Source organism: Synergistetes bacterium HGW-Synergistetes-1, assembly GCA_002839185.1.
Lineage (GTDB): Bacteria > Synergistota > Synergistia > Synergistales > Synergistaceae > Caenicola.
Genome location: PGXO01000001.1, coordinates 333,518 through 355,462, shown reverse-complemented (window position 1 = coordinate 355,462; position 21,945 = coordinate 333,518). Strand labels below are relative to the sequence as shown.

Annotated in this window: 17 protein-coding genes and 3 tRNA genes; 15 read left to right on the top strand and 5 right to left on the bottom strand. The window is 46.2% G+C overall.

Annotated features, from left to right (window positions below):
* Positions 1–29: 29 nt before the first annotated feature.
* Entirely contained in the window at positions 30–215 is a 186-nt protein-coding gene (locus CVV54_01660; GenBank protein ID PKL05543.1) for a hypothetical protein, read from the bottom strand.
* 9 nt (positions 216–224) lie between these two features.
* On the bottom strand, positions 225–1,298 hold the full coding sequence (locus CVV54_01655) for a pyrrolo-quinoline quinone (GenBank protein ID PKL05626.1): 1,074 nt from the start codon (positions 1,296–1,298) through the stop codon (positions 225–227).
* Positions 1,299–1,461: 163 nt separating this feature from the next.
* Here CVV54_01655 and CVV54_01650 point away from each other — a divergent pair, with 163 nt between their 5' ends.
* The 9 genes from CVV54_01650 to CVV54_01610 all read left to right on the top strand — a co-directional run bounded on the left by CVV54_01650 (position 1,462) and on the right by CVV54_01610 (position 10,345).
* Positions 1,462–3,273: an elongation factor 4 gene (locus CVV54_01650; GenBank protein ID PKL05542.1), complete on the top strand. Its 1,812-nt coding sequence runs from the start codon at positions 1,462–1,464 to the stop codon at positions 3,271–3,273.
* A complete protein-coding gene (locus tag CVV54_01645; GenBank protein ID PKL05541.1) occupies positions 3,273–4,415 on the top strand; it encodes a coproporphyrinogen dehydrogenase in 1,143 nt (380 codons plus the stop codon). Before CVV54_01650 ends, CVV54_01645 begins: the two co-directional genes overlap by 1 nt.
* A 130-nt stretch (positions 4,416–4,545) precedes the next feature.
* Positions 4,546–5,982: an L-seryl-tRNA(Sec) selenium transferase gene (gene selA / locus CVV54_01640; protein PKL05540.1), complete on the top strand. Its 1,437-nt coding sequence runs from the start codon at positions 4,546–4,548 to the stop codon at positions 5,980–5,982.
* The gene (selB, locus tag CVV54_01635) at positions 5,975–7,888 is read left to right on the top strand and encodes a selenocysteine-specific translation elongation factor (GenBank protein ID PKL05539.1); all 1,914 of its coding nucleotides are present in this window, start codon (positions 5,975–5,977) and stop codon (positions 7,886–7,888) included. Before selA ends, selB begins: the two co-directional genes overlap by 8 nt.
* Before the next feature lie 131 nt (positions 7,889–8,019).
* Complete coding sequence (locus tag CVV54_01630; protein ID PKL05538.1) at positions 8,020–8,265, top strand: hypothetical protein; 246 nt, start codon at positions 8,020–8,022, stop codon at positions 8,263–8,265.
* 88 nt (positions 8,266–8,353) lie between these two features.
* Complete coding sequence (locus tag CVV54_01625; GenBank protein ID PKL05537.1) at positions 8,354–9,202, top strand: hypothetical protein; 849 nt, start codon at positions 8,354–8,356, stop codon at positions 9,200–9,202.
* A gap of 6 nt (positions 9,203–9,208) precedes the next feature.
* Positions 9,209–10,009: a pur operon repressor gene (locus tag CVV54_01620; GenBank protein ID PKL05536.1), complete on the top strand. Its 801-nt coding sequence runs from the start codon at positions 9,209–9,211 to the stop codon at positions 10,007–10,009.
* A 72-nt stretch (positions 10,010–10,081) separates the two neighbouring features.
* Positions 10,082–10,261 (top strand): ferredoxin, encoded by a 180-nt coding sequence (locus CVV54_01615; protein ID PKL05535.1) that lies wholly within the window; start codon positions 10,082–10,084, stop codon positions 10,259–10,261.
* Positions 10,262–10,268: 7 nt separating this feature from the next.
* Positions 10,269–10,345: transfer RNA gene (locus tag CVV54_01610), tRNA-Met, on the top strand.
* Between the two features lie 106 nt (positions 10,346–10,451).
* On the opposite strand, the gene CVV54_01605 is transcribed toward CVV54_01610, so the two are convergent.
* The 3 genes from CVV54_01605 to clpB form a co-directional block, all read right to left on the bottom strand.
* On the bottom strand, positions 10,452–11,156 hold the full coding sequence (locus CVV54_01605; GenBank protein ID PKL05534.1) for a hypothetical protein: 705 nt from the start codon (positions 11,154–11,156) through the stop codon (positions 10,452–10,454).
* Positions 11,157–11,307: 151 nt separating this feature from the next.
* Positions 11,308–13,188: a molecular chaperone HtpG gene (locus tag CVV54_01600; GenBank protein ID PKL05533.1), complete on the bottom strand. Its 1,881-nt coding sequence runs from the start codon at positions 13,186–13,188 to the stop codon at positions 11,308–11,310.
* A 141-nt stretch (positions 13,189–13,329) separates the two neighbouring features.
* Positions 13,330–15,933: an ATP-dependent chaperone ClpB gene (gene clpB, locus CVV54_01595; GenBank protein ID PKL05532.1), complete on the bottom strand. Its 2,604-nt coding sequence runs from the start codon at positions 15,931–15,933 to the stop codon at positions 13,330–13,332.
* 333 nt (positions 15,934–16,266) lie between these two features.
* On the opposite strand from clpB, the gene CVV54_01590 reads away from it, so the two are divergent.
* The 6 genes from CVV54_01590 (at position 16,267) to CVV54_01565 (ending at position 21,944) form a co-directional block, all read left to right on the top strand.
* The gene (locus CVV54_01590; GenBank protein ID PKL05531.1) at positions 16,267–16,470 is read left to right on the top strand and encodes a cold-shock protein; all 204 of its coding nucleotides are present in this window, start codon (positions 16,267–16,269) and stop codon (positions 16,468–16,470) included.
* A gap of 322 nt (positions 16,471–16,792) precedes the next feature.
* The gene (locus CVV54_01585; protein PKL05530.1) at positions 16,793–19,345 is read left to right on the top strand and encodes an ATP-dependent protease; all 2,553 of its coding nucleotides are present in this window, start codon (positions 16,793–16,795) and stop codon (positions 19,343–19,345) included.
* Entirely contained in the window at positions 19,342–20,019 is a 678-nt protein-coding gene (locus CVV54_01580) for a DNA lyase (GenBank protein ID PKL05529.1), read from the top strand. Before CVV54_01585 ends, CVV54_01580 begins: the two co-directional genes overlap by 4 nt.
* Positions 20,020–20,047: 28 nt before the next feature.
* Positions 20,048–20,133 (top strand) — tRNA-Leu (locus tag CVV54_01575).
* A 19-nt stretch (positions 20,134–20,152) separates the two neighbouring features.
* Positions 20,153–20,229, top strand: a tRNA-Met gene (locus CVV54_01570).
* A 383-nt stretch (positions 20,230–20,612) separates the two neighbouring features.
* Complete coding sequence (locus CVV54_01565; protein PKL05528.1) at positions 20,613–21,944, top strand: TolC family protein; 1,332 nt, start codon at positions 20,613–20,615, stop codon at positions 21,942–21,944.
* The last annotated feature ends 1 nt before the right edge of the window (position 21,945 follow it).

Here is a 21,945-nt window from a genome sequence, read left to right as displayed (position 1 = left end):
TCGGGGACGACGTGAATGTGGCACAAGGTCTAATTCACCGCGACGCCCCATGTCGCAAATTCTCCGCCGGATAAATCACCCGGCAAATTCTCCGCGGCTTGAAAAGCCACAAATTCCGCCTGCCTTAAACAACTGCTTCCCAACTGCTTCCCGCGACCGTTTTTGTCGCAGCTTCCCGCCTGGACGAAATTTCCAGGCAGTTTAACGCGGCGCATAAAGCGCCGCTATCTAAGGGTGCAAACCTTCCCATCAGCCCCAGTAATTACGATCCGGTCTTCTGCAATGGCAGGGGCTGTAAGGACATCAGCGTCAAATGGAGCTCTCCACACAACGTTTCCGGTTTTTCCGTCAAGGCATACGAGCACATTGCTGTTGGTCCCGAAAAATATTTTTCCTGAGAATGCTGCAGGTGAAGAATATACCGATTCATTCGCCTTGTATTTCCACACCAAAGATCCGGTCATGGCGTTAAGGGAGGTCACCCATCCCTTGATGTTCCCGAATAAGACATTTCCATCCTCCACAAGAGGGGATGTTTCTATCTGCGCTTTTGAGTCATAGTTCCATATTACAGCCTGGTGTTTGATCCTTGCGCAGTATATCTTGCCGTCCTGGCTTGTGAAGTAGAGATGCCCATCTTTAACAGCCGGTGCTGAAACGATAGGTCCGCCAACAACAGCACGCCATTTGAGTGCTCCTGATGTTGCGTCAATAGCGAAAAGCTTGCCTTCGTTATTCCCTACGTATACCACTCCGCCTGAGACCACAGGAGAACCCTGAACTGCACGCTCAGTCTTGTACCTCCATTTCTGCCACCCTGTTTTTATATCGACGGCGTAGACAAATCCGTCGTTAGATCCGAAATAGACCATACCGTCTGCAACTGCAGGTGAAGAATGGATACTGTTGTGAGTGGTGAACTTCCATATCATTTTTCCTGTTTCGGCGTCCAGACAGTACATCCGGCTGTCGTAGCTTCCAACGAAAACTTTGCCGTCAATGATCGCAGGCGAAGATACCACCCAGTTGCCTGTGAGGAAGGTCCAGTTTATTTTCCCTGAATAGAGATCCATGGAGTAAACGTTACCGTTGTTGGAGCCAAAAATTATTGAGCTCTTAAATATTGCAGGAGAAGATCTCACCGCGTCAGGGATCTTTACAGTCCAATCTTTTCTGCCTGTAAAATCGACCTTGGCTGTATTATTATCGACATTTCCGGTCCTTTGGCTGTTAGCACGAAACATCGGCCAATCCTGCGCAAAAGCAGGGATCTGTATTGCAAGTGTAAGAAATAGCATGACTGTTAAAATACTCAGCTTTTTACGGTCCAATCTGATCGCCCCTTTTAATTGATTTGATTAGCTTAATCTCTTTTGCAATATTGTCTATCGTCAAAAAGAATGATTGATAAAATGGTGCTTTTTCGGCTAAAATATACTGTTGACTGAAGGAGTGACATCGATGATTCTCGACAAGTTTCGCAATTTTAGCATAATAGCCCATGTCAACCATGGAAAATCAACGCTGGCAGACCGACTGCTGGAAGAGACAGGTACGATAGAAGGGCGCAATATGAAGGCCCAGCTGCTTGACATGCTTGATCTCGAAAGAGAAAGGGGCATAACGATCAAGCTTGTCCCTGTAAGAATGAACTACAAAGCCAAGAACGGACAGGAATATGTGCTGAACCTGATAGACACTCCGGGTCATGTCGATTTCACTTATGAGGTCTCCCGCTCACTTGCAGCGTGCGAGGGAGCGGTTTTGGTAGTGGATGCAGCACAGGGTGTAGAAGCTCAGACTGTTGCCAACAGTTATCTCGCGATAGATCTTAACCTTGAGATAATCCCGATATTAAACAAGATAGACCTTCCTTCTGCACAGCCTGACAGAGTAAAAAAAGAGATAGAGGATATCATCGGGATAAACGCAGCCGACGCCATTAGCGTAAGCGCAAAGACCGGGGAGGGCATAGCGGATCTTCTGGAGCGAATAGTGCGTGATGTGCCGCCTCCGAATGGCGACCCCGATGCGCCTCTGCAGGCTCTTATCTTTGATTCGGTCTATGATAACTATAAAGGTGTCATATGCTATGTCAGGGTGGTCAACGGAACCCTCCAGGCCGGGAAAAATATCAGATTCATGTCCACTGGGCGTGACTATGAACTTGACGAAGTGGGGATGTTCAGGCCGGACATGGTCAAGGTTTCTGAGCTTGGCCCCGGAGAAGTCGGATATCTGGCGGCAAGCGTAAAGACGATAGACGAGGCGCGCGTAGGGGATACCATAACAGAGTCAAGGCGTCCAGCAGCAAGCCCGCTGCCTGGTTACAGGAAAGTAAAACCTGTTGTGTTCTGTGGTTTTTACCCCGTTGAAAGGGAAGATATTAACCAGCTGAGGGAAGCTCTTGAAAAACTGCAGATAAACGATTCAGCTCTTAGCTTTGAGCCGGAGAATTCCGCTGCGCTTGGGTTTGGTTTCCGCTGTGGATTCTTGGGGCTTCTGCACATGGAGATAGCAAAAGAAAGATTGAGCCGAGAATTTGGGGTAGACCTTGTTGCCACAGCTCCAAACGTTGTATATCAAATTGTGCTGACCAACCAAAGCGTAATCGAAGCTCATAAGCCATCAGATTTTCCTGACCAGGTAAAGATCGAAGAGATAAGGGAACCCTACATAAAGCTGACGATATTTATGCCAGAGCAGTTTGTGGGAGCAGCGATGCAGCTATGCCAGGAAAAAAGAGGTACGTATGTCGGTATGGACTACATAACTCCGGAAAGAGTCAGGCTTACATACGACATGCCTTTGGCGGAATTTATACTTGATTTCCACGATAGACTGAAATCCAGCACAAAAGGCTATGCATCGCTTGACTATGACCATATAGGTTTCAGGGCAGCCGACCTTGTAAAGGTCGACCTCCTTCTCCAGGATGAGCCTGTAGACGCCTTTTCCTTCATATGCCACACGGACCAGGCTTACCACAGGGGGCATGCAGTTGTAGGAAAGCTTAAGGAGCTTATCCCAAGGCAGCTTTTTGAGATACCTGTACAGGCTGCGATAGGGAAAAAAGTCATTGTAAGGATGAACATAAAAGCAGTAAGGAAAGACGTTCTTGCCAAGTGCTACGGAGGAGATATAACCAGAAAACGGAAACTCCTTGAAAAGCAAAAAGAGGGGAAAAAACGCATGAAACAGGTCGGAAGGGTCTCAATCCCGCAGGAAGCCTTCCTTGCATTCATGGATGTCACAAAATCAGAGGATAAATAATGACCCAAAGCATGAACCCTTTTGAGCCTCCCGCAGGGGGGCTCTCTCTTTACATACATGTCCCTTTTTGCGAGAGAAAATGCCCTTACTGTGCATTTGAGAGCAAGGTCCCCTCGGAGGGAGAGAGGGATCTGTGGCTTGAAATGCTGAGTAAAGAGCTCGAGTGGTGGGAAAAACGCATAGGAAAACCATCCCTTTCTACATGCTACATAGGCGGAGGCACTCCTACTGTTATCACCGGACCTCAGTGGCTCAGGCTGGCTGAGATAATAGACAGCCATTTCATATTTGAGCCGGGTGCAGAGGTTACTGTCGAGGCTAATCCAAACTCCTTAAGGGCTGATCATCTGCTCTTTTGGAGGGACTGGAGGGTCTCACGGGTAAGCATCGGAGCCCAGAGTTTTGATGATGCCGAGCTGATACAGCTGGGCAGGCTTCACAGCGCCGCTCAGGCATACGAAGCGATATCCGCATCCCTTGCATCAGGTTTTTCTGTCAACTCAGATTTCATGTTCGGACTTCCTGGACAGACCTTCAGAAATTGGTCGAGGACCCTCAGCCAGGCGGTAAAGTCAGGAATAGACCATATTTCTTTATATCAGCTTACGCTGGAACCCGGTACTCTTTGGGAGTCAATGCCCGAAAAGGATCTTTCTGATGGTTATTTGCCATATAGGTGGGCCCAGTGGTATATGCCGCGAAAAGGTTATAATCAGTATGAAATTGCAAATTTTGCCAAAGAGGGGCATCAGAGCAGGCACAATATCAACTACTGGGAAGAAGGGGAGTATCTCGGGGTCGGTCCGGGCGCATCAGGCTTTCTTAAGGGCTGGCGATACAAAAATATATCCGGGATCACTGAATATTCCAGGTCGCTTGATCAGGGCGGCAGTTCGATAGCTTCAGGCGAAAGGCTATTTGGAGAAAGAAAGGCGTCGGAAGCAGCGGTACTTGCTTTGAGGATGTCAAAAGGAATTGACAGGGAAGAATTTTCCAATAAGTACGGAATCTTGGAAGAGAAGAAGATAATTGAAAAACTTAGTCGGTTTACTGAAGACCTTTACGATATTTCCGAAAAAAGGATCTCTCTCTCATCAAAAGGCATGAGGGTCGCAAACATGATTTGGTCTGAACTGGTTTGATTCTTACCCGGTGTACTTTATAATGTTTAGTGAAGATGACTGGGAATAATTTTTATTGTACGCAACAGCAGTATTTATATTTGATATTTAGATCTTATATTTTTTTATCAGCCGGCAGGAGGGGTTCTCCTTGAAAGAAAAGATCCAGAACGCTATGCGCAATATACCATCAATGGACAAGATCCTTTCAATGCCCTGGATCGGGAAATACGAAGCTGAAATAGGCCGTGATTCAGTAAAATCAGTCATTTCAGGAGTGCTCGATGACCAAAGGGAGAAAATATTCAAAGATCCTGACGCGGCTTTTGACACAGGAAAAATCGCTGCTGAAGCCGAAAAAAGGCTGAAAACCCGAGCGCATAAAAGCCTGAGGCCGGTGGTTAATGCTACCGGAGTCGTTCTCTATACTAATCTGGGCAGGGCCCTTCTAGCAAAAGAAGCTGTTGATGCTGTAAACAGCGTTGCGGCGAACTACAGCACACTGGAATATTCGCCGGAAACCGGATCAAGGGGGCACAGGAACGACCACGTAGAGTGGCTCCTTTGCCGTCTGACCGGAGCAGAAGCGGCAATAGTGGTCAACAACAATGCGGCGGCTGTAATACTCTCTCTCGGAGCCCTTGCAAAAGATAAGGAAACAGTGATCTCAAGGGGAGAACTTGTAGAGATAGGCGGTTCTTTCAGGATACCGGAAATAATGGCACTTTCGGGCAGCAGGATGGTCGAAGTCGGTACTACAAACAAGACACATCTGCGAGATTATGAAAGTGCAATAACAGAAGAGACTGCAATGATACTTAAGGTGCATACTTCAAATTTTTCAGTCCAGGGTTTTACCTCCTCTGTTCCCAGGGAAGAACTTGCCACGATGGCGCATGCTAATGATCTTGTCTTCATGGAAGACCTGGGAAGCGGGATGTTGGTCAAGATGGATGGGCCGGCATTAAAAGGTGACCCGACTGTGAAAGAGTGCATTGAATCCGGTGTAGACCTGGTCACTTTTTCAGGAGACAAGCTTCTTGGAGGACCCCAGATAGGTGTTATTGCAGGATCTGCCTGTCTGGTGGATAAATTAAGACAACATCAACTCCTTAGGGCATTAAGAGTGGACAAGATGACTCTTGCAGCATTTGAGGCTACGCTGAGGCTCTATCTCAAGGGAGAGACGGGATCTATCCCGACATTTAGGATGATAAACAGGAATGCCGAAGATATGAAGAGGCAGGCAAAGAGGTTCAAAAGGAAGCTTTCAGGCCTTTTGGGCAAGACCAGACTTCGCTCAGTATTTCTTGATGTAATTCCGGTAAATGATACAGTTGGCGGCGGAGCTTTTCCAGGTTCTGAACTGCCCGGATATGCTGTTTCACTTAAACTTCCAGAACTTGGCAGTACAGGGAAGCTTGCAGAAAAGCTGAGGCTCCTCAGTGTTCCGGTAATTACAGGAGCTAGTGAAGACAGATTATTGTTCCATGTGCGCACCCTTTCAGAAAAGGATGAAAAGTGGATATTTGATGGATTCAGAGAGATGTTTTCATTAAACCGGGAAAAGGCAGAAAGCAGTGACTAACAGGGAATACCCATTCGTTTTAGGCACAGCAGGGCACATCGACCATGGAAAAACAGCCATAGTCAGAGCGCTCTCAGGGGTGGACTGCGACCGTCTCCTGGAGGAAAAAAAGAGAGGGATGACGATCGAGCTTGGGTTTGCCCCTCTTGACCTCCCGTCCGGAAAGACAATAAGCATAATTGACGTTCCCGGACATGAAAAATTTATAAGGCAGATGGTTGCAGGTGCGGCAGGTATTGACGCAGTGATGCTTGTTATCGCTGCTGATGACGGTGTAATGCCTCAGACGAGGGAACATCTTGAGATACTCACGTTGTTGGGTATCCAAAACGGCATAGCGGTCATCAACAAGATAGACCTGGTGGATGAAGAAATGCTGGAGCTGGCAAAAGATGAGATATATTCGCTTACAGCAGGCACCTTTCTCGAAGGAAAACCGCTGATCCCGGTCTCTGCACTCACCGGGAAAGGCATACCGGACCTTTTGTCTGAGATTGAAGGGATGGTCCTCTCTGCAAAGCAGAGAGACCGGAACGGAGCATTCTTTATGCCGGTGGACAGGGCATTCCACATCTCCGGTTTTGGCACTGTTCTGACGGGTACAGCGATGAAGGGATCTGTATCAGAGGGAGACGATGTCCAGATCATGCCGGCCGGATTGGCCTCCAAGGTGAGGTCACTGCAGGTCCACGGTGAAAATGTAGGAGCTGCATATGCCGGTCAGAGGGTTGCCATCAACATTTCCGGAACATCATTGGATAAAGTAAAAAGAGGGGATGCTCTCACTGCAGCTGAAAGTTTTTCGGCAACAGGATGCTTAGATGTTCATGTAAAAGTACTGAGTTCCTTCAGCGAGCCTGTGGAGCATTGGCAGAGGCTGAGGCTTCATGTCGGAACCACAGATACGATTGCCAGGATCTCGCTCCTTGACAGGGAGAGAATATTGCCCGGGGAATCTGCACCTGCTCAACTGCTCCCCGAAGAAGAGATAACTGTCTCTCATGATGCTCATTTCATTCTCAGGACATACAGCCCCTTGAGAACGATAGCGGGAGGAAGGGTCTTGCTTCCTGCAGGAGAAAGACCAAAGAGCAAAATATCAAAAGCATCTCTGATATCTTTCTTGAATAAAGTCTCAGAGAGCGAAAACGAAAAGGATCGTTTTGCCTCCCTTCTTGACTACAAAGGGATCCTGAAGGCCAGGAAGGCCTTCCTGTTGCTTGGAACGGATAAATCCCGGCTTGAGAGTATCGTATCGAGCCTTGAGGCTAAGGGCCGCATGGCAACGATAAAAACAGGCGAGACGACTTACATTTCGTCAGAAAAAATAAGTTTTCTTAAGGGGGTCCTGGGATCAGAACTGAAAAGATTCCATGGAGAACATCCTGAGAGAAAAGGAATAGAAATTGAAGAAGTTTCAAAGTGCCTTATGATCAACGATATTCGTTTCGTTAAAGAATTGCTCAGGATCTTTCTAAGAGACCGGTGGCTTGTTTTGGATGGAGACAGATACAGACTTTCAGATTTTGAACCATTTGATGAAGCCAAATTTTTTTCAGAGGTCTCAAAGTTCAGGGAACTGGCGATCACTGCGGGATACGCAATGCATTCAGTGGAAGAAGCAAGATCTGCCCTTGGTGTGTCTGAAAAAGAAATGACCAGGATGATCGCCTATCTGAAAGAGCGTAAGGATCTCAGCATCATTGGAGAGGGCTACCTTCTATTTTTGACCATTGAGGAGGACCTGAGAAAAAAGCTTGCCGGAATCGATGGTGAGATCACCTTAGCGGGAGTGCGTGATATAACGAACAGCAGCAGGAAATACATCCTTCCATTGCTTGAATATTTCGACAGTAAAGGAGTTACCCGCAGGGTGGGTGACAAAAGACTGCTTCTTAAACGATGAGACTGAGTTGATGTTTTAAAGTTTTGTGCTGTTATAGACTTGATTGTTTCAATTAGTAAATATTATTAAAAACTTGATATTTATCTGAATTTGCTGTACAATAGTCCGACTAAGGGTCGGAGGTGAAGTGTATGGCGCAAACTTTAGATACTATTAGAGAACTAGTGCGTCTGCACAAAGGATCCCGAATTTTTTACAGGGCCGCGAATGGCCGTAGAAAAGTCGAAGAGCGAAACGGGATCATTCAGGAAACATATCCAAGTCTGTTCACTGTCTACATTGAATCTCAGCAGAGCACAGTCTCCTTCAGTTATGCGGATCTTCTGACTAGAGAGGTTGAAGTGCAGCTGGAATCAAGCGGGGAGAATCTTTTCTAAAATAAGAAAAAACATGCCCTGGCAAAAGCCAGGGCATGTTTTTTTATGGAGACCGATTTTAGCAGAGGTGATAGTTCTGGAAGAATTATTGATCAGCCCAATAAAAATCAACATAACACTTAAAGTGCTTTCTCAAAGGCCTGATGGCTACCATGAAATTATTTCTTTGTTTTGGAAGAAAAAAGGGATAGAGGGGTTGACAATTCAACCTCATGACGATGAAAATATAGGTGATATTATAATAACAGAGGGTATGGAAATCAGCGGAGAAAATATACTTGTCCGGACATTGAAGTGGGCAAGGTCAAAATGTTCGGAGATACCTCCGCTGCAAATGCGCCTGAAAAAAGAATATCCTACCGGAAGCGGGGTAGGCGCTGGGAGCGGCAATGCAGCGGCACTGCTGTGCTGGTTGAACAATAAATATGGGCTGGACATCGAAAACGGTCCAGTTTCCCGGATCGGAGCAGATGTACCTTTTCTTGCAGGGAACGCTGATCTGGCGATCGTTAGAGGACTTGGCGAAAATGTAGAACCTCTGACCGGAACACCGGATTTGAAGTGGTTTCTTGTATTTCCGCGATGGAGTTCTGATACCTCAGCTGCATATATGGAAATTGACAGATCGAGAAAGAATAATAAAACAGAACATCGGTACGAAGGATGCAGGGAAGAGATACTTACGATATTTGAAAAATTAAGATCAAAAGGGAAGATTGGCCTTCTGCACAATGATTTTCTCGAAGCATTATCAAAGAAACACTCAGAGTACCGTACAGCTTTTGATATTGCTGAAAAGTCAGGCTCACTTGCCTGGGGGTTATCCGGCAGTGGAAGCGCACTCTTTATGCTATTCAGAGACGGTTTCTCTCTTAATAATGCAAAACAATTTTTAGAACGGGAAGAATGGATCATAAAAACAACGGAATTGGAGTGATGCTCAATGAGAGGGCAGAGAACAGAAAGACTTGTAAGACTGGCGGCCAAGTTTATGCTTACTCCTTCCAAACTTGTCTCCCTGACAGATCTGGCAGGCAAATTTAATGTATCAAAAACTGTTATCAGCGATGACGTTGAAGTGATCAATTCGGCGATGACTGCTGAAGGATTCGGCCAGATGCAGGTCGATCGGGGACGCAGCGGCGGTGCACGGTTCATACCTCTCTGTACAGGGGAATACAGGACAAAGATGCTTCAGGGGATAGCGGAAACACTTGCAGACAAAGACAGGTATCTGCCTGGAGGACTTATCTATTACAGCGATCTCATCTTTAATCCTGAAATAGCTCTATCCCTTGGGTACGCGATGTCTTCGCTCTTTGCAGGATCCCGCCCCGATGTGGTAATGACTTCGGAGGTAAAAGGAATACCGATCGCAATGTTTGCAGCATACGCAATGGGAGTTCCTCTTGCAGTCTGCCGCTTCAGAAACAGGCCAAGCGACGGATCCGCTGTAGGTGTCCATTATCCGACCGCCAACGGTGATGTCAAAACCATGTACATCGGCACAAGGCAGTTGAAGAGAGGATGCCGGGTGCTTGTTGTTGATGACTTCATGAGAGGCGGAAGTACAGCTGCTGGAATGCTTCTAATGGCGAAGCAATTTGATGCTGAGGTCGTTGGCGTGGGCATCTTTATTGCTTCAGAAGAACCTGAAAATAAAGCGGTCCCTGCCTACAGGTCATTACTGACCCTTTCCCACAGGGACGGGAAAGCGACGCTTTTTGTGACCCCGGAAAAATAAAATTAAAAATTTCATTTGACGTAATTCCATTCTTGGCGTAGAATCTTACGCCGGAAGGGAGGTGACCATGCCATGGGGATCAAGATCAACCTTGATGAGTGTATTGGATGCGGAGTTTGCGCGCAGCTTTGCCCGGAAATTTTTAAGCTTGATGAAGACGAAGGAAAGGGCATGGTTATTTCTCAGGAAATTACTGACTGTGCCAAAGAGGCTTCAGACAGCTGTCCCGTATCAGCAATAACTATCGAGTAACATACGCGGGCCCATAGCTCAATTGGTTAGAGCTCCCGGCTCATAACCGGATGGTTTCAGGTTCGATTCCTGATGGGCCCACCATCAAAAATATCAGCCCTTAAATATGAGGCTGTTCATAGTGATCAAAAGCCCTGCTAACTTAGCAGGGCTTTTGATGTTAATGGCATTGTTATCTTTGACCTGATCACTAGAGCGGCGGTTCCTTCGCCCATTCATAATGGAGCATAGGGATTCCTTCCTCAGTTTCTATCCTGTCGATGCCCAGGATCCCGCCTCCGGGCATCTGGAAGTAGCCGGAGACCTCCGTAGGGTTAATAATCTTTCTTGTCAGAGTATCAGGGGCGTCAGCATCTGTAATTTCAAGTACTATTTCATTTGTATCGGGAACGATCCCTGCATACTGGACCAGGATAGCATTCGTCCCTACATCTGCTGTTATTGTTGTCTGGAATCCGATAAACGGATATTCGCGTTCGGAAAGTTCTTTCGTCCATTTCTCATCAGGATGACCGTGGCCGGACGAGCGTAAAAACCAGGCAAGGGAAGAAGTGACCGGTTCATAGATCAATCCTGCAGAAAATTTCCTCGAATCGATGTCATTCCTGTCGGACCTTATGGAAACAGCCTCTGGAATTGCAGAATACGTCTCTATTCCGTTATCATCAGTCTCAGTGTTCTGAAGTTCGCTTCTCCCGGCGAAATCAATGTAGAAATGGGATCCTTCCGGACCCTTGATCCTCGCTGTAATGGGGGCTTCTATCACCATAGTGATCCTTTCCCGGTAGTCCCCGCCTTTAAAAATAAAATCCATAGGCGCAGCTTTTTCAAAAGCAGCCGCCGGACTTGCGACATATAAAAAAATCAGGAGCAAGGTCAATAATATTTTTCTCATCGCATAAGTGTAACATAACACAAATCCTCTATAAAGGATTTGTGCTGTGAGAGGCAGAAAAAGGAAATAACTGAGGAATTGCAGGAGGCAAAAAACCACAAAAAAGGTGTGTCCGGTAAGGATCGGGCACACCTGGTCATTTCGGAAAATCTTATTTATCCAGAAGTTTTGTTATGAGTCTTGTGAATTTCTTTCCGTCCTCAACCGGCTCTCCCTCGCAAATAGCGGCAAGGCCAATAAGGATATTTGCCCACTCTGCGACGTCGGCATTTCCGTTTTTCGTCTCAGAAGCTATTTTCTTGATAAGGGGATGTGAAGGGTTGATCTCAAGTACCTTCTTTTCCTCAGGTACCTCCTGTCCCATGCTGCGGAAGAAGTTTCTCATCTGAGGAGATATGGGTTCTCCCTTCTGTACGAAGCAGGCAGGGGAGTCGACCAGTCTTGTGGATATTTTTACATCTTCCACCATATTGGCGAGAGATTCCTTGAGTTTTGAGATGAATCCCGTCTTTTCGAGCTCCTCTTTTCCCTCTGAGTTATCGAACTCGCTTCCCTCCGGCAGTGCAATGTCCTCCTGTGATACTGACACGAATTCATATTCATCGAATTTTCTGGCATGGTTCACCCAGATCTCGTCAACAGCATCTCCGAGCAGAAGGACTTCTATATTTTTCTTTTTAAATCCCTCGATCTTTGGTGAAATCTCAAGGTTTTTTATCGGGCCCCCAGTGATGTAGTAAATATTTTTCTGCCCGTCCGCCATCCTTGAAACATACTCTTCAAGAGTGGTCTTTTCGCCTCTGGAACTGTCAAGAAGGCAGAGCTTCATTATCTGCTCACGGTTTTTTGTGTCTGATATTATTCCTTCCTTGAGGACCATGCCGAATATCTGCCAGAATTTTTTATACTCGTCAAGGCGGTCTGATTTCATTTTTTTGAGCGCGTCAAGCACCTTGCGTGTAATGCTGCTCTTTATCATCGCTGTCTGCCTGTCCTGCTGGAGTATTTCGCGGGAGATGTTCAGAGAAAGGTCTTCGGAATCTACAACGCCCTTGATAAAACGCAGGTACTCCGGGATCAGCTCACGGCAGTCGCTCATTATAAAGACCCGGCGTATGTAGAGCTGAACTCCGTGCTTTCCTTCCTGGAAGAAAAGATCCACGGGAGGACGGGATGGTATATAGAGCAGAGCGCGGAATTCACTGGAACCTTCTGCTTTGTAGCTGATGCGATCAATCGGGTCTTCCCAGTCATGAGTCATGTGACGGTAGAATTCTTTGTACTCGTCCTCGCTTACCTCATTCTCCGGCCTTGTCCACAGAGCCTTCATAGAGTTTACCGGCTCGTTCTTTGTATCTTCTTTTTTCTCTTCTGATTTGTCTTCAAGATAGATGGGGTAGGTGACAAAATCAGAATACTGTTTGATTATTCCTCTCAGGGTCCATTCTGAAAGATAGTCTTTTGAGGCTTCGTTGTCCTTATCTCTTTCTTTCATGTGGAGGGTTATTGTCGTACCGTTCGATCCGCGGCTTCCTTCGATTATTGTATATGTGCCTTCGCCTTCAGATTCCCATGTCCAGCTCTTGTCAGAGCCGGCCTTTCTTGTTTCGACGGTGACTTTGTCAGCGGCAATGAAACTGGAATAAAAGCCCACACCAAACTGTCCTATCAGATCGCCGTTCTTTGAAGACGCGGCTTCCTGCATAGCTTTTACGAATTCCTTAGTACCGCTTCTTGCGATAGTGCCAAGGTATGAGACCAGGTCCTCCCGTTCCATCCCAATGCCGTTGTCGCTTACTGTCAGGGTTTTTGAATCTTTGTCTATCTCGATCCTGATTTCGCCGTCTTTTGCCAGATCTGAAAGATCTGTGTTGCTCAGGCTTTCGATCCTCAGTTTATCCAGCGCGTCTGAAGCATTGGATATAAGTTCCCGCAAAAAAATATCCGGGTTGGAGTAGACGGAGTTTATCATCAACTCAAGGACTTGCTTTGCTTCGCTTTGAAATTCATGTTTCTCAATATTCTGTGACATTCAATATCCTCCCTGATCTTGTCGTTTGATTTAAGAAAGGTTATCCGGGGCAGCAACATATTGCTGAATCGGCTGCAGTCCCGGAAATTTCACATTATTTGCCGGCCTGGATCATCGAACGAACCTTCATGAAATTAGAGATTATTCAACATGGATCACAAGGTCGTTCCCCTGATTTTCTACTTTTATCCTTGAACCGTCTGCAGCTTCACCGCTTATTATAAGGCGCGCGATCTGTGTCTCAAGCTTTTTCTGCAGATACCTTTTCAGAGGTCTTGCTCCGTAGATCGGATCATAGCCGCTTCTGGCTGCGATGTTCAGCGCTTCCGGCGCAACTTCAAGAACGATGTTCCTTTCTTTAAGGCGGTCTTCAAGATGCTTAAGCAGGAGCTTCACTATCTCGGTTATCTCTTCCATCCTCAGCGGCTTGAAGAAGATTATCTCGTCGACCCTGTTCAGGAATTCCGGCCTGAATTTGCTCCTCAGTGCAGACATTACCTCGGACCTTGCACTTTCGGATATATCGCCCGTTGATGCGTCCATACCGTTGATCAGATCCTGTGCTCCGATGTTGCTTGTCATTATTATTACACAGTTTTTAAAGTTTACAGTCCTACCGTGGCTGTCCGTAGCACGTCCGTCGTCTAGAATCTGCAGCAGTATGTTGAAAACGTCCGGATGTGCTTTTTCTATTTCATCAAAAAGCACCACAGAATATGGATGTCTTCTTACAGCTTCGGTAAGCTGGCCTCCCTCATCATAACCGACATATCCGGGGGGGGCTCCTACCAATCTGGAAACAGAATGTTTTTCCATGTACTCAGACATGTCTATCCTTATGATATTCTCCTCGGAGTCAAAGAGCGATTCCGCAAGCGCCCTGGCAAGCTCTGTCTTTCCTACCCCTGTAGGTCCGAGAAAGATAAAAGAACCTATCGGTCTTTTGGGATCCTTTATTCCAGAACGGGCCCTTAACACAGCGTCAGCTACGAGCTCTACAGCCTCATTTTGGCCTATGATCCTCTGGTGCAGTTCGGAATCAAGATGAAGCAGTTTTTCTTTTTCTCCCTCCAGCAGCTTAGTTACAGGTATGCCTGTCCATTTAGCTGTTATCTGAGCTATCTCTTCGTCTGTTACCTCTTCCCTCAGCAGGCGAGTACCGCCGGAAGTGAGTGCTTTTTCTTCCTCTTCGATTTTTTTTTCAAGGCCGGGGAGAGTTCCGTGGCGAAGCTGGGCAGCCTTGTTAAGGTCATATTCCCTTTCCGCCTTTTCTATCTCATGTCTGACTTTTTCAATTTCTTCACGCATGGCTCTGACCTTTGAAATATTTTCCTTTTCAGTCTCATACTGAGCGCGAAGAGTGTTCGCCTTTTCCTTGAGATCTGCAAGTTCCTTCTGCAGAGCTTCAAGGCGGTCTTTGCTGGCCTTGTCCTTCTCATTTTTCAACGCGGCCTCTTCGATTTCCAACTGCATTACACGACGTGATACATCGTCCAGCTCTGCCGGCATGGAATCGATGTCAGTCCTTATCATTGCACATGCTTCGTCAACAAGGTCTATGGCCTTGTCCGGAAGAAATCTGTCAGAAATGTACCGGTTTGAAAGAACAGCTGCGGCTACAAGTGCGTTGTCCTGTATCCTGACCCCGTGATGGAGCTGGAAGCGTTCTTTGAGGCCTCTCAGTATCGAGATAGTATCCTCAACGTCAGGAGCCTCGACCAGTACGGGCTGGAACCTTCTTTCAAGCGCAGCGTCCTTCTCAATATAGTTTCTGTATTCTTCCAACGTCGTTGCGCCTATGCAGTGGAGCTCCCCGCGAGCAAGCATTGGCTTGAGCATGTTGCCAGCGTCAATAGCACCTTCAGCCTTTCCTGCTCCTACTATTGTATGGAGTTCGTCGATGAAAAGGATGACTTGTCCTTCGCTCTTTTTTACTTCATTCAGGACAGCCTTAAGCCTTTCTTCGAATTCACCCCTGTATTTTGCACCTGCAAGCAACGAACCCATATCAAGTGCAAAAATTGAGCGATCCTTCAGACCCTCAGGGACATCTCCCCTGTGGATCCTCATTGCCAGACCTTCAACGATAGCTGTCTTGCCCACTCCGGGTTCTCCTATCAGGACAGGGTTGTTTTTTGTTTTTCTGCTTAGTATCCTTATTACTCTTCTGATCTCTTCGTCACGGCCGATCACAGGATCAAGCTTATTGTCCCTGGCGGCCTTTACAAGGTCTCTTCCATATTTTTCCAAGACTTCATAAGTGTCCTCGGGATTGTCTGTAGTTACCCTCTGGTTGCCTCTGACCTCACACAAAGTTTTCAAAAATCCGTCCTTAGTAAGTCCAAAGGTCGCAAAAACCTTTGTTGACGGGGAAGAAGTTCCCTCTGAAAGCATCGCGAGGAAAATATGTTCCACGGAGATGTACTCGTCCCTGAGCTTCTCAGCTTCTTCACCGGCATTTACGATCAACTGCGAAAGTCTCTGTGATACGAATATCTTGCCTGCCTCCTGGCCTGCGCCGGAGACTCTCGGCCTTTTCCGGAGGTCTATCTCCAAAGCGTTCCTGATATTTTCAACCGGGAGCCCCATCTTGCCAATAAGTTTTGGGATGAGGCCGTTCTCCTGGCTTATAAGCGCAAGCGCCAGATGTTCGCTGTCGACCTCCTGGTGACCATGTTTTATTGCAATGTTCTGAGCATCGTAGAATGCTTCCTGTGATTTCTGTGTCATTTTATTCATATTCATGATGATTCCTCCAGTATGAAACATATTAACCATTGCTGACCATTCTTTGATATTATATAGGTCAGACAAAATCAAACAACACCTAAATAGAAAAACTACAGTCGATTACAAACAAATATTTAGATTAATGACCTGTTGTCTAAATATTTCGAATGATTACTTAAATTTACGTAAAATGTTATTATGGTTCAAAAAAAACGCTGATATTTCAGCAAAATAGGCAATATTTAGGAAATATTTAGTCAAATGTGCTTGACAAGTGGCAAATATAAGTTTAAAGTTGCATGGTCGGAGTAGATCCGATTACAATATTTCCTGTTGGGAGGCAACACATTGAAAAGCAACGGTACAGTAAAATGGTTCAACGCAACTAAGGGTTACGGATTTATCACCACAGATGAAGGCAATGATGTCTTTGTACATTTCAGCGCCATCCAGGGCGACGGCTTTAAAACCCTTGATGAAGGTCAGAAGGTATCCTTCGAGATCACACAGGGCAGCAAAGGTCCTCAGGCTTCTGACGTCGAGAAGATCTAGCCTAGGCTAGATAGAGTATTTCTTTATTAATAAGGAAATAAACTATTGGAGGAAGACAGCGAGGAAACTCGTTGTCTTCCTTTTTATTGCCTGGTTTTTACAAAGATCTTTACAATGTCACTATAAAGAACCCCTTATAAACGATCTGACTTTTGTTATAGGCTAGAATGAGTATATTTGCGAGAAAAGAGAAACTGCAAATTTTTTGCGGCTTCTCTTTTGTGTAAATTACCCCTTGCAGAAAACATACCATTTCGTCTATTGTTGACTGGTGTTTTGATCGAAGCGTTTTAAAATTAGAATTTTTCGAGGAGGCTGTACCATGTCCCTTTTAAAAGATAAAAAGTTGTCTGTGGAAAAGCTCAGAAGAACGGCTGATATTGAGTCCCTTGGTTTTAGGACGACCAAATCGATCGGCAGGCTTGAAGGCCTTGTCGGACAGGAACGGGCAGTGCACGCTGTAAGCTTTGGCCTGTCGGTGCAGAGCAAGGGCTATAATATTTTCATGGTAGGTGAACCTGGAAGCGGCAGGACAACTTACGCAATGAAGGAACTCACAAACTGTGCTGCGACTATGCCTGCACCTGACGACTGGGTCTATGTATATAACTTTGACGAGCCCGGCACGCCGCTTGCGGTCAGTCTGCCTGCCGGCAAAGGAAAAGAACTTTCAAAAGACGCAGAAAACGCAGTTGAAGATCTCAAGTCTGTTCTTGCAAAGGCTTTTGACAACAATGAATTTGAGGATAACAAAGCCCAGCTTGTAAAGTCGTTCCAGGAAGAAGTAAACAAGTATATGGAAGAGCTTCGCAAATGGGCAGAAGAGAAACATTTTGCAATAAAGCGCACTCCTCAGGGTTTTGTAAACCTTCCGATGATATTTGCTCCTCCTGTTAAAGAAACTGATGAAAAGGCAGCAAAAACAGATAACACCCCAGAAGCAACAGAAGAGGCAGAAACCAAAAATGTGGAGCCTGTCCTGAGGGAAATGCAGCAGGAAGAATTCGAGGGTCTTTCTGAAGAGGAACAGGAAAGGCTGCAAAAAGCATCAGAAGAGATATCCCAAAAAACTCTTGAGACACTGAGATCCATTAGGGAGCGGGAGAAAGACCTCAAAGAGAAGATCAAAGAGCTTGAAGGCCAGATATGCAGGAATGCGATAGGCCCTATCCTTTCGGAGTTAAGGGCTAAATATGCACCTAATAAAAAACTTGAGGAATGGTTCGACGATTTTACAGAAGATCTCGTTGCGAACTTCAATGCCTTCCTTGCTGCAGCACGCGACGAAGCAGCAGAAGTAGATTTCACCCGATATGAAGTCAATTCATTCGTTTCCAATAACCCAAATGAGGGAGCTCCGGTCATCAGGGAGACAAACCCCATCTATTACAACCTGGTTGGAAAGGTCGAGTATGAAAGCCGCCAGGGGAATCTCTACACCGACTTCAGAAGGATCACCCCCGGGGCAATGCATAAAGCTAACGGTGGGTTCCTGCTTCTTGAGGCTGAGGAACTTTTAAGACAGTTCATGTCATGGGATGCCTTAAAACGCGTTCTCCGCTGCAGGGAGCTCTTTATTGAAAACCTTGGTGAGCAGCTTGGGTATATACCTGTGTCATCACTCAGACCGGAACCGATCCCCATTGACATGAAAGTAGTAGTAGTAGGCACTCCATACCTCTATTACCTGCTGAACATCTATGATCCTGAGTTTCAGAAGATCTTCAAGATAAAGGCGGACTTTGACACAGATATGCCTAGAACAAAAGAGTCAGAAATGCAGCTTGCTCAGTTCATTGCGGGATTTGTTGAGCATGAAGGGAAGCTTAATTTTACTGTCTCCGCTGTTGGCGAAGTTATAGAATGGTCATCACGTCTGGTCGAGAACCAGAACAAACTTTGTACCCAGTTCAACAAAATAGCTGAGATACTTGTTGAGGCAACTGCATGGGCAAGAATGGACGGCAAGAAACAGGTCGGGCTGTCACACGTCAGAAAAGCACTGGAAGAAAAGACCTTCCGTTCCAACCTTCTCGAAGATAAAATTCGCGAAGCTTACAACGAAGGTGTGATAAAAATAGATACAAAAGGCTCCGTCGTCGGACAGATAAATGGTCTGACAGTAGCCCAGCTTGTAGATCATAGCTTCGGTTCACCTGTCAGGATAACAGCCAACGTATTCATGGGGCAGGAGGGCATAGTAAACATTGAGCGTGAGGTCAACATGACGGGTCCAATACACAACAAGGGCCTTCTCATACTTTCAAGCTACCTGGGCCGCAAATATGCGCAGGACTTCCCTCTTTCTATGACCGCGAGAATTGCATTTGAACAGACCTACGGGGGTGTCGAGGGAGACAGCGCTTCCTCAACGGAACTATACTGCATGCTTTCTGCACTCTCAGGTATCCCTTTGAAGCAGAGTATTGCCGTAACAGGATCTGTTGACCAGTTTGGCAATATACAGCCGATAGGCGGAGTGAATGAGAAAATTGAAGGATTCTTCAGTTACTGTAAGGTTTTTGGATTGACAGGCGAGCAGGGTGTAATGATACCGCATCAGAACGAGCAGCATCTGATGCTCAGCCACGAAGTACTTGATGCGGTCAGAAAAGGCAAGTTCCATATATGGAGCGTAAAGACCATCGATGAGGGAATAGAGATACTGACAAACGTAAAGGCCGGTACTTCTGACGCGAATGGTGAATTTCAGGCAGATACGATACACGCTAAGGTAAAAACCTGCCTTGAGGCATGGATAGAGCGCTCCTTCAAACACAAAAAGAAAATGCAGGATAAAGTAGATCCGCCGGAAGACAAGAAGAAGTCAAAAGGCAAAAAGAAACGCAATAAATTTGAGGAATCCGATCAGTGAAGAAACCCCACCATGCAAAAGAGATCCTGGATGCCTTTGAAAGGCACTGGGGTAACGAGGGCAGGCCTTCTCCCGAACTGAAGCACGAAGAACCGCTTGACGGTCTTATGCTGACGTTGCTGTCACAAAACACCAACGATAAAAACCGGGACAAGGCTTTTGAAAAACTCAAAACCGAATATCCGAAGTGGGACCTCGTAGCAGAGGCGCCTATTGAAAAAGTAGTCGACCTCATAAGGGTAGCCGGTCTCGGTGACACAAAAGCCACGCGTATGAAGCAGATACTTGCTGTTTTGAAAGATAAATTTGGAAGGCATTCCATCAGCGATCTGCAAAAATGGAAAGCAAATGAAGCCAGGGATTTCCTGGTATCTCTTCCCGGAGTCGGAGTGAAGACGGCGGCCTGCGTTCTGGTCTTTGATCTTGATATGCCCGCTTTCCCGGTTGACACTCATGTAGCAAGGATAAGCCGCAGGCTTGGATGGGCACCGGAAAAAATGGCACCGGACAAGATACAGGAATATCTTGAAAGCACACTTCCTCCCGAACGTTTCAGAGGGGCTCATTTAAACATTATCGAACACGGCAGAGGTATATGTTCAGCCAGAAAACCGGACTGTAAAAACTGCTACGCAGAAAAATGGTGCCAATTCACGAAAAGCCTTGACGGATGAACATTTCTTGGTATAATAGCTTCTGTTTGCCGGGATGGCGGAATGGTAGACGCACGGGACTTAAAATCCTGCGAACGCAAGTTCGTGCGGGTTCGAATCCCGCTCTCGGCACCAGTAACGCACCAATTCAAATCGCGGGGTGGAGCAGTACGGCAGCTCGTCGGGCTCATAACCCGAAGGTCACAGGTTCAAATCCTGTCCCCGCAACCAATTTAAACATTTAAGGGACAAACCCTAATTATGACCGGATCGGCAGAAAATGCTGATCCGTTCTTTTTTCTCTTTTCATTCTGTCAAAACTCCTTCAAACCCTGACACTAAGATAAGCATCAAACATCCCGGACCTGGATATCGTCCAGTAATCAGTGATATTTGAAGCTTAAGATAATAATAATTACTTACTGAATTACTTAGGCCATTATACCTTGCATTGATCTAATTTACTTATACAATAAAGAGTTACAATGTTAGCATTAATAATTTACTCTTTGATTTTCAGTGATCGGTCATATGTTTATTCTCCAATATCCAGGTTTATTTCATAGGAGGGAAAGTTTTATTTGTAATGTAATTTTATAAAGAGAAGGTGCCTAATGAAGCTCAATTACCGGTTGATCAAAACATATTTAACTGTTGTTTGTGCGGCGGTATTTACTGTGGGACTTATGGCCTCCGAAGCAGATTGTGCTGAAATACTTACTCTTGAAAAATTATTGGTAATTTCGCGCGAAGCCAATCCACTCATTCTCGCTGCCAATGCACGTGTCCGTCAGCAAGAGGGACGCCTGGTAACGACACGGTCAGACCAGATGCCTCAGATCTACGGATCCTTTGGCTACGAAAAGCTGAACGATGCGCCTTATGCCCCCGCCTTTGCTAATAACGGAATAACTCAGATCGGTATAGTGCCCATGGGATACGAAGAAACATACCGGGTTGCGCTGAAACTGACCCAGGTACTTTACAGCGGCGGGACACTTCCAGCCCGTACAAAAGCAGAAAAATTTCTTGTTACTGCCAGAACGACAGAGCTGGATCGTACTGTCCAGCAAGTTGGAAATGGAGTCCGAAGAGCCTTTTACGAGCTGCAAAAATCGATTTCAGGCGCTCAGGTTGCGGCGGAAGCCCTGGACCTTGCCAAAGAACATCTCAGGCAGGTTGAGATTTTTTACCGCACTGGTGCGGTTGCCAAGAACGAAGTTTTAAGGGTAAGGGTCTCGGTTTCTTCGTCAAAGCTTGACTTAATTCGTGCAGAAAGCAAGGTCAAGGTCGCTTGGAAGCAGCTTGAAAGAATAACAGGTCAGTCACTTGAGGAAAATTACACAGTTGCTGCAGGAGATTTCGATCTAGAGAACTTTGCTGTGCCTGAAGATCCTCTGAGGAGAGCTTTGGACATGAGACCGGAACTGAAAGGGCTTGATGCGGCCAGAAATGCTGCACTCCAGACAGTTAAGGCAGTCAAGGGACAGATGATGCCGCAGGTCAAACTTTCTGCACAGGCCCTTATTGCTGATGATGAGATATTTCCGTCAGCAGAGGACGAATGGAGAATAGGAATTTTTGCTGAACTCAGGCTGTTCGATTCCGGGAAAGTACATGGACAGATCGTAGAGGCAAAGGCAACAGCTGAAGAATTATTATATCGAATTGAAGATTTGAAGCGCGAGATCGGGCTTGATGTATCCAAGGCAAGCGTAAACCTTGATTCAGCTATACAGATGGTAAAAGTCGCTGAAGATTCGGTAGTCCAGTCAGAGGAGGACTACCGTATAGCCATGAAGCGCTATCAGAATCAGATGGGGACAAACATTGACGTCCTGGATGCCCGTCTTGCTATGACAGATACGAGAAACGCAAGGACAAATGCAGTAGCGGAAGCCAGGACTGCCTACGCTGACCTGCTCTATGCCATGGGTGAATTTTAAG

Coding starts and splice junctions, on each gene's coding strand:
- CVV54_01660 (PKL05543.1), bottom strand. CDS start 215: ATGCGCCGCGTTAAACTGCCTGGAAATTTCGTCCAGGCGGGAAGCTGC.
- CVV54_01655 (PKL05626.1), bottom strand. CDS start 1,298: ATGCTATTTCTTACACTTGCAATACAGATCCCTGCTTTTGCGCAGGAT.
- CVV54_01650 (PKL05542.1), top strand. CDS start 1,462: ATGATTCTCGACAAGTTTCGCAATTTTAGCATAATAGCCCATGTCAAC.
- CVV54_01645 (PKL05541.1), top strand. CDS start 3,273: ATGACCCAAAGCATGAACCCTTTTGAGCCTCCCGCAGGGGGGCTCTCT.
- CVV54_01630 (PKL05538.1), top strand. CDS start 8,020: ATGGCGCAAACTTTAGATACTATTAGAGAACTAGTGCGTCTGCACAAA.
- CVV54_01620 (PKL05536.1), top strand. CDS start 9,209: ATGAGAGGGCAGAGAACAGAAAGACTTGTAAGACTGGCGGCCAAGTTT.
- CVV54_01615 (PKL05535.1), top strand. CDS start 10,082: ATGGGGATCAAGATCAACCTTGATGAGTGTATTGGATGCGGAGTTTGC.
- CVV54_01605 (PKL05534.1), bottom strand. CDS start 11,156: ATGAGAAAAATATTATTGACCTTGCTCCTGATTTTTTTATATGTCGCA.
- CVV54_01600 (PKL05533.1), bottom strand. CDS start 13,188: ATGTCACAGAATATTGAGAAACATGAATTTCAAAGCGAAGCAAAGCAA.
- clpB (PKL05532.1), bottom strand. CDS start 15,933: ATGAATATGAATAAAATGACACAGAAATCACAGGAAGCATTCTACGAT.
- CVV54_01585 (PKL05530.1), top strand. CDS start 16,793: ATGTCCCTTTTAAAAGATAAAAAGTTGTCTGTGGAAAAGCTCAGAAGA.
- CVV54_01565 (PKL05528.1), top strand. CDS start 20,613: ATGAAGCTCAATTACCGGTTGATCAAAACATATTTAACTGTTGTTTGT.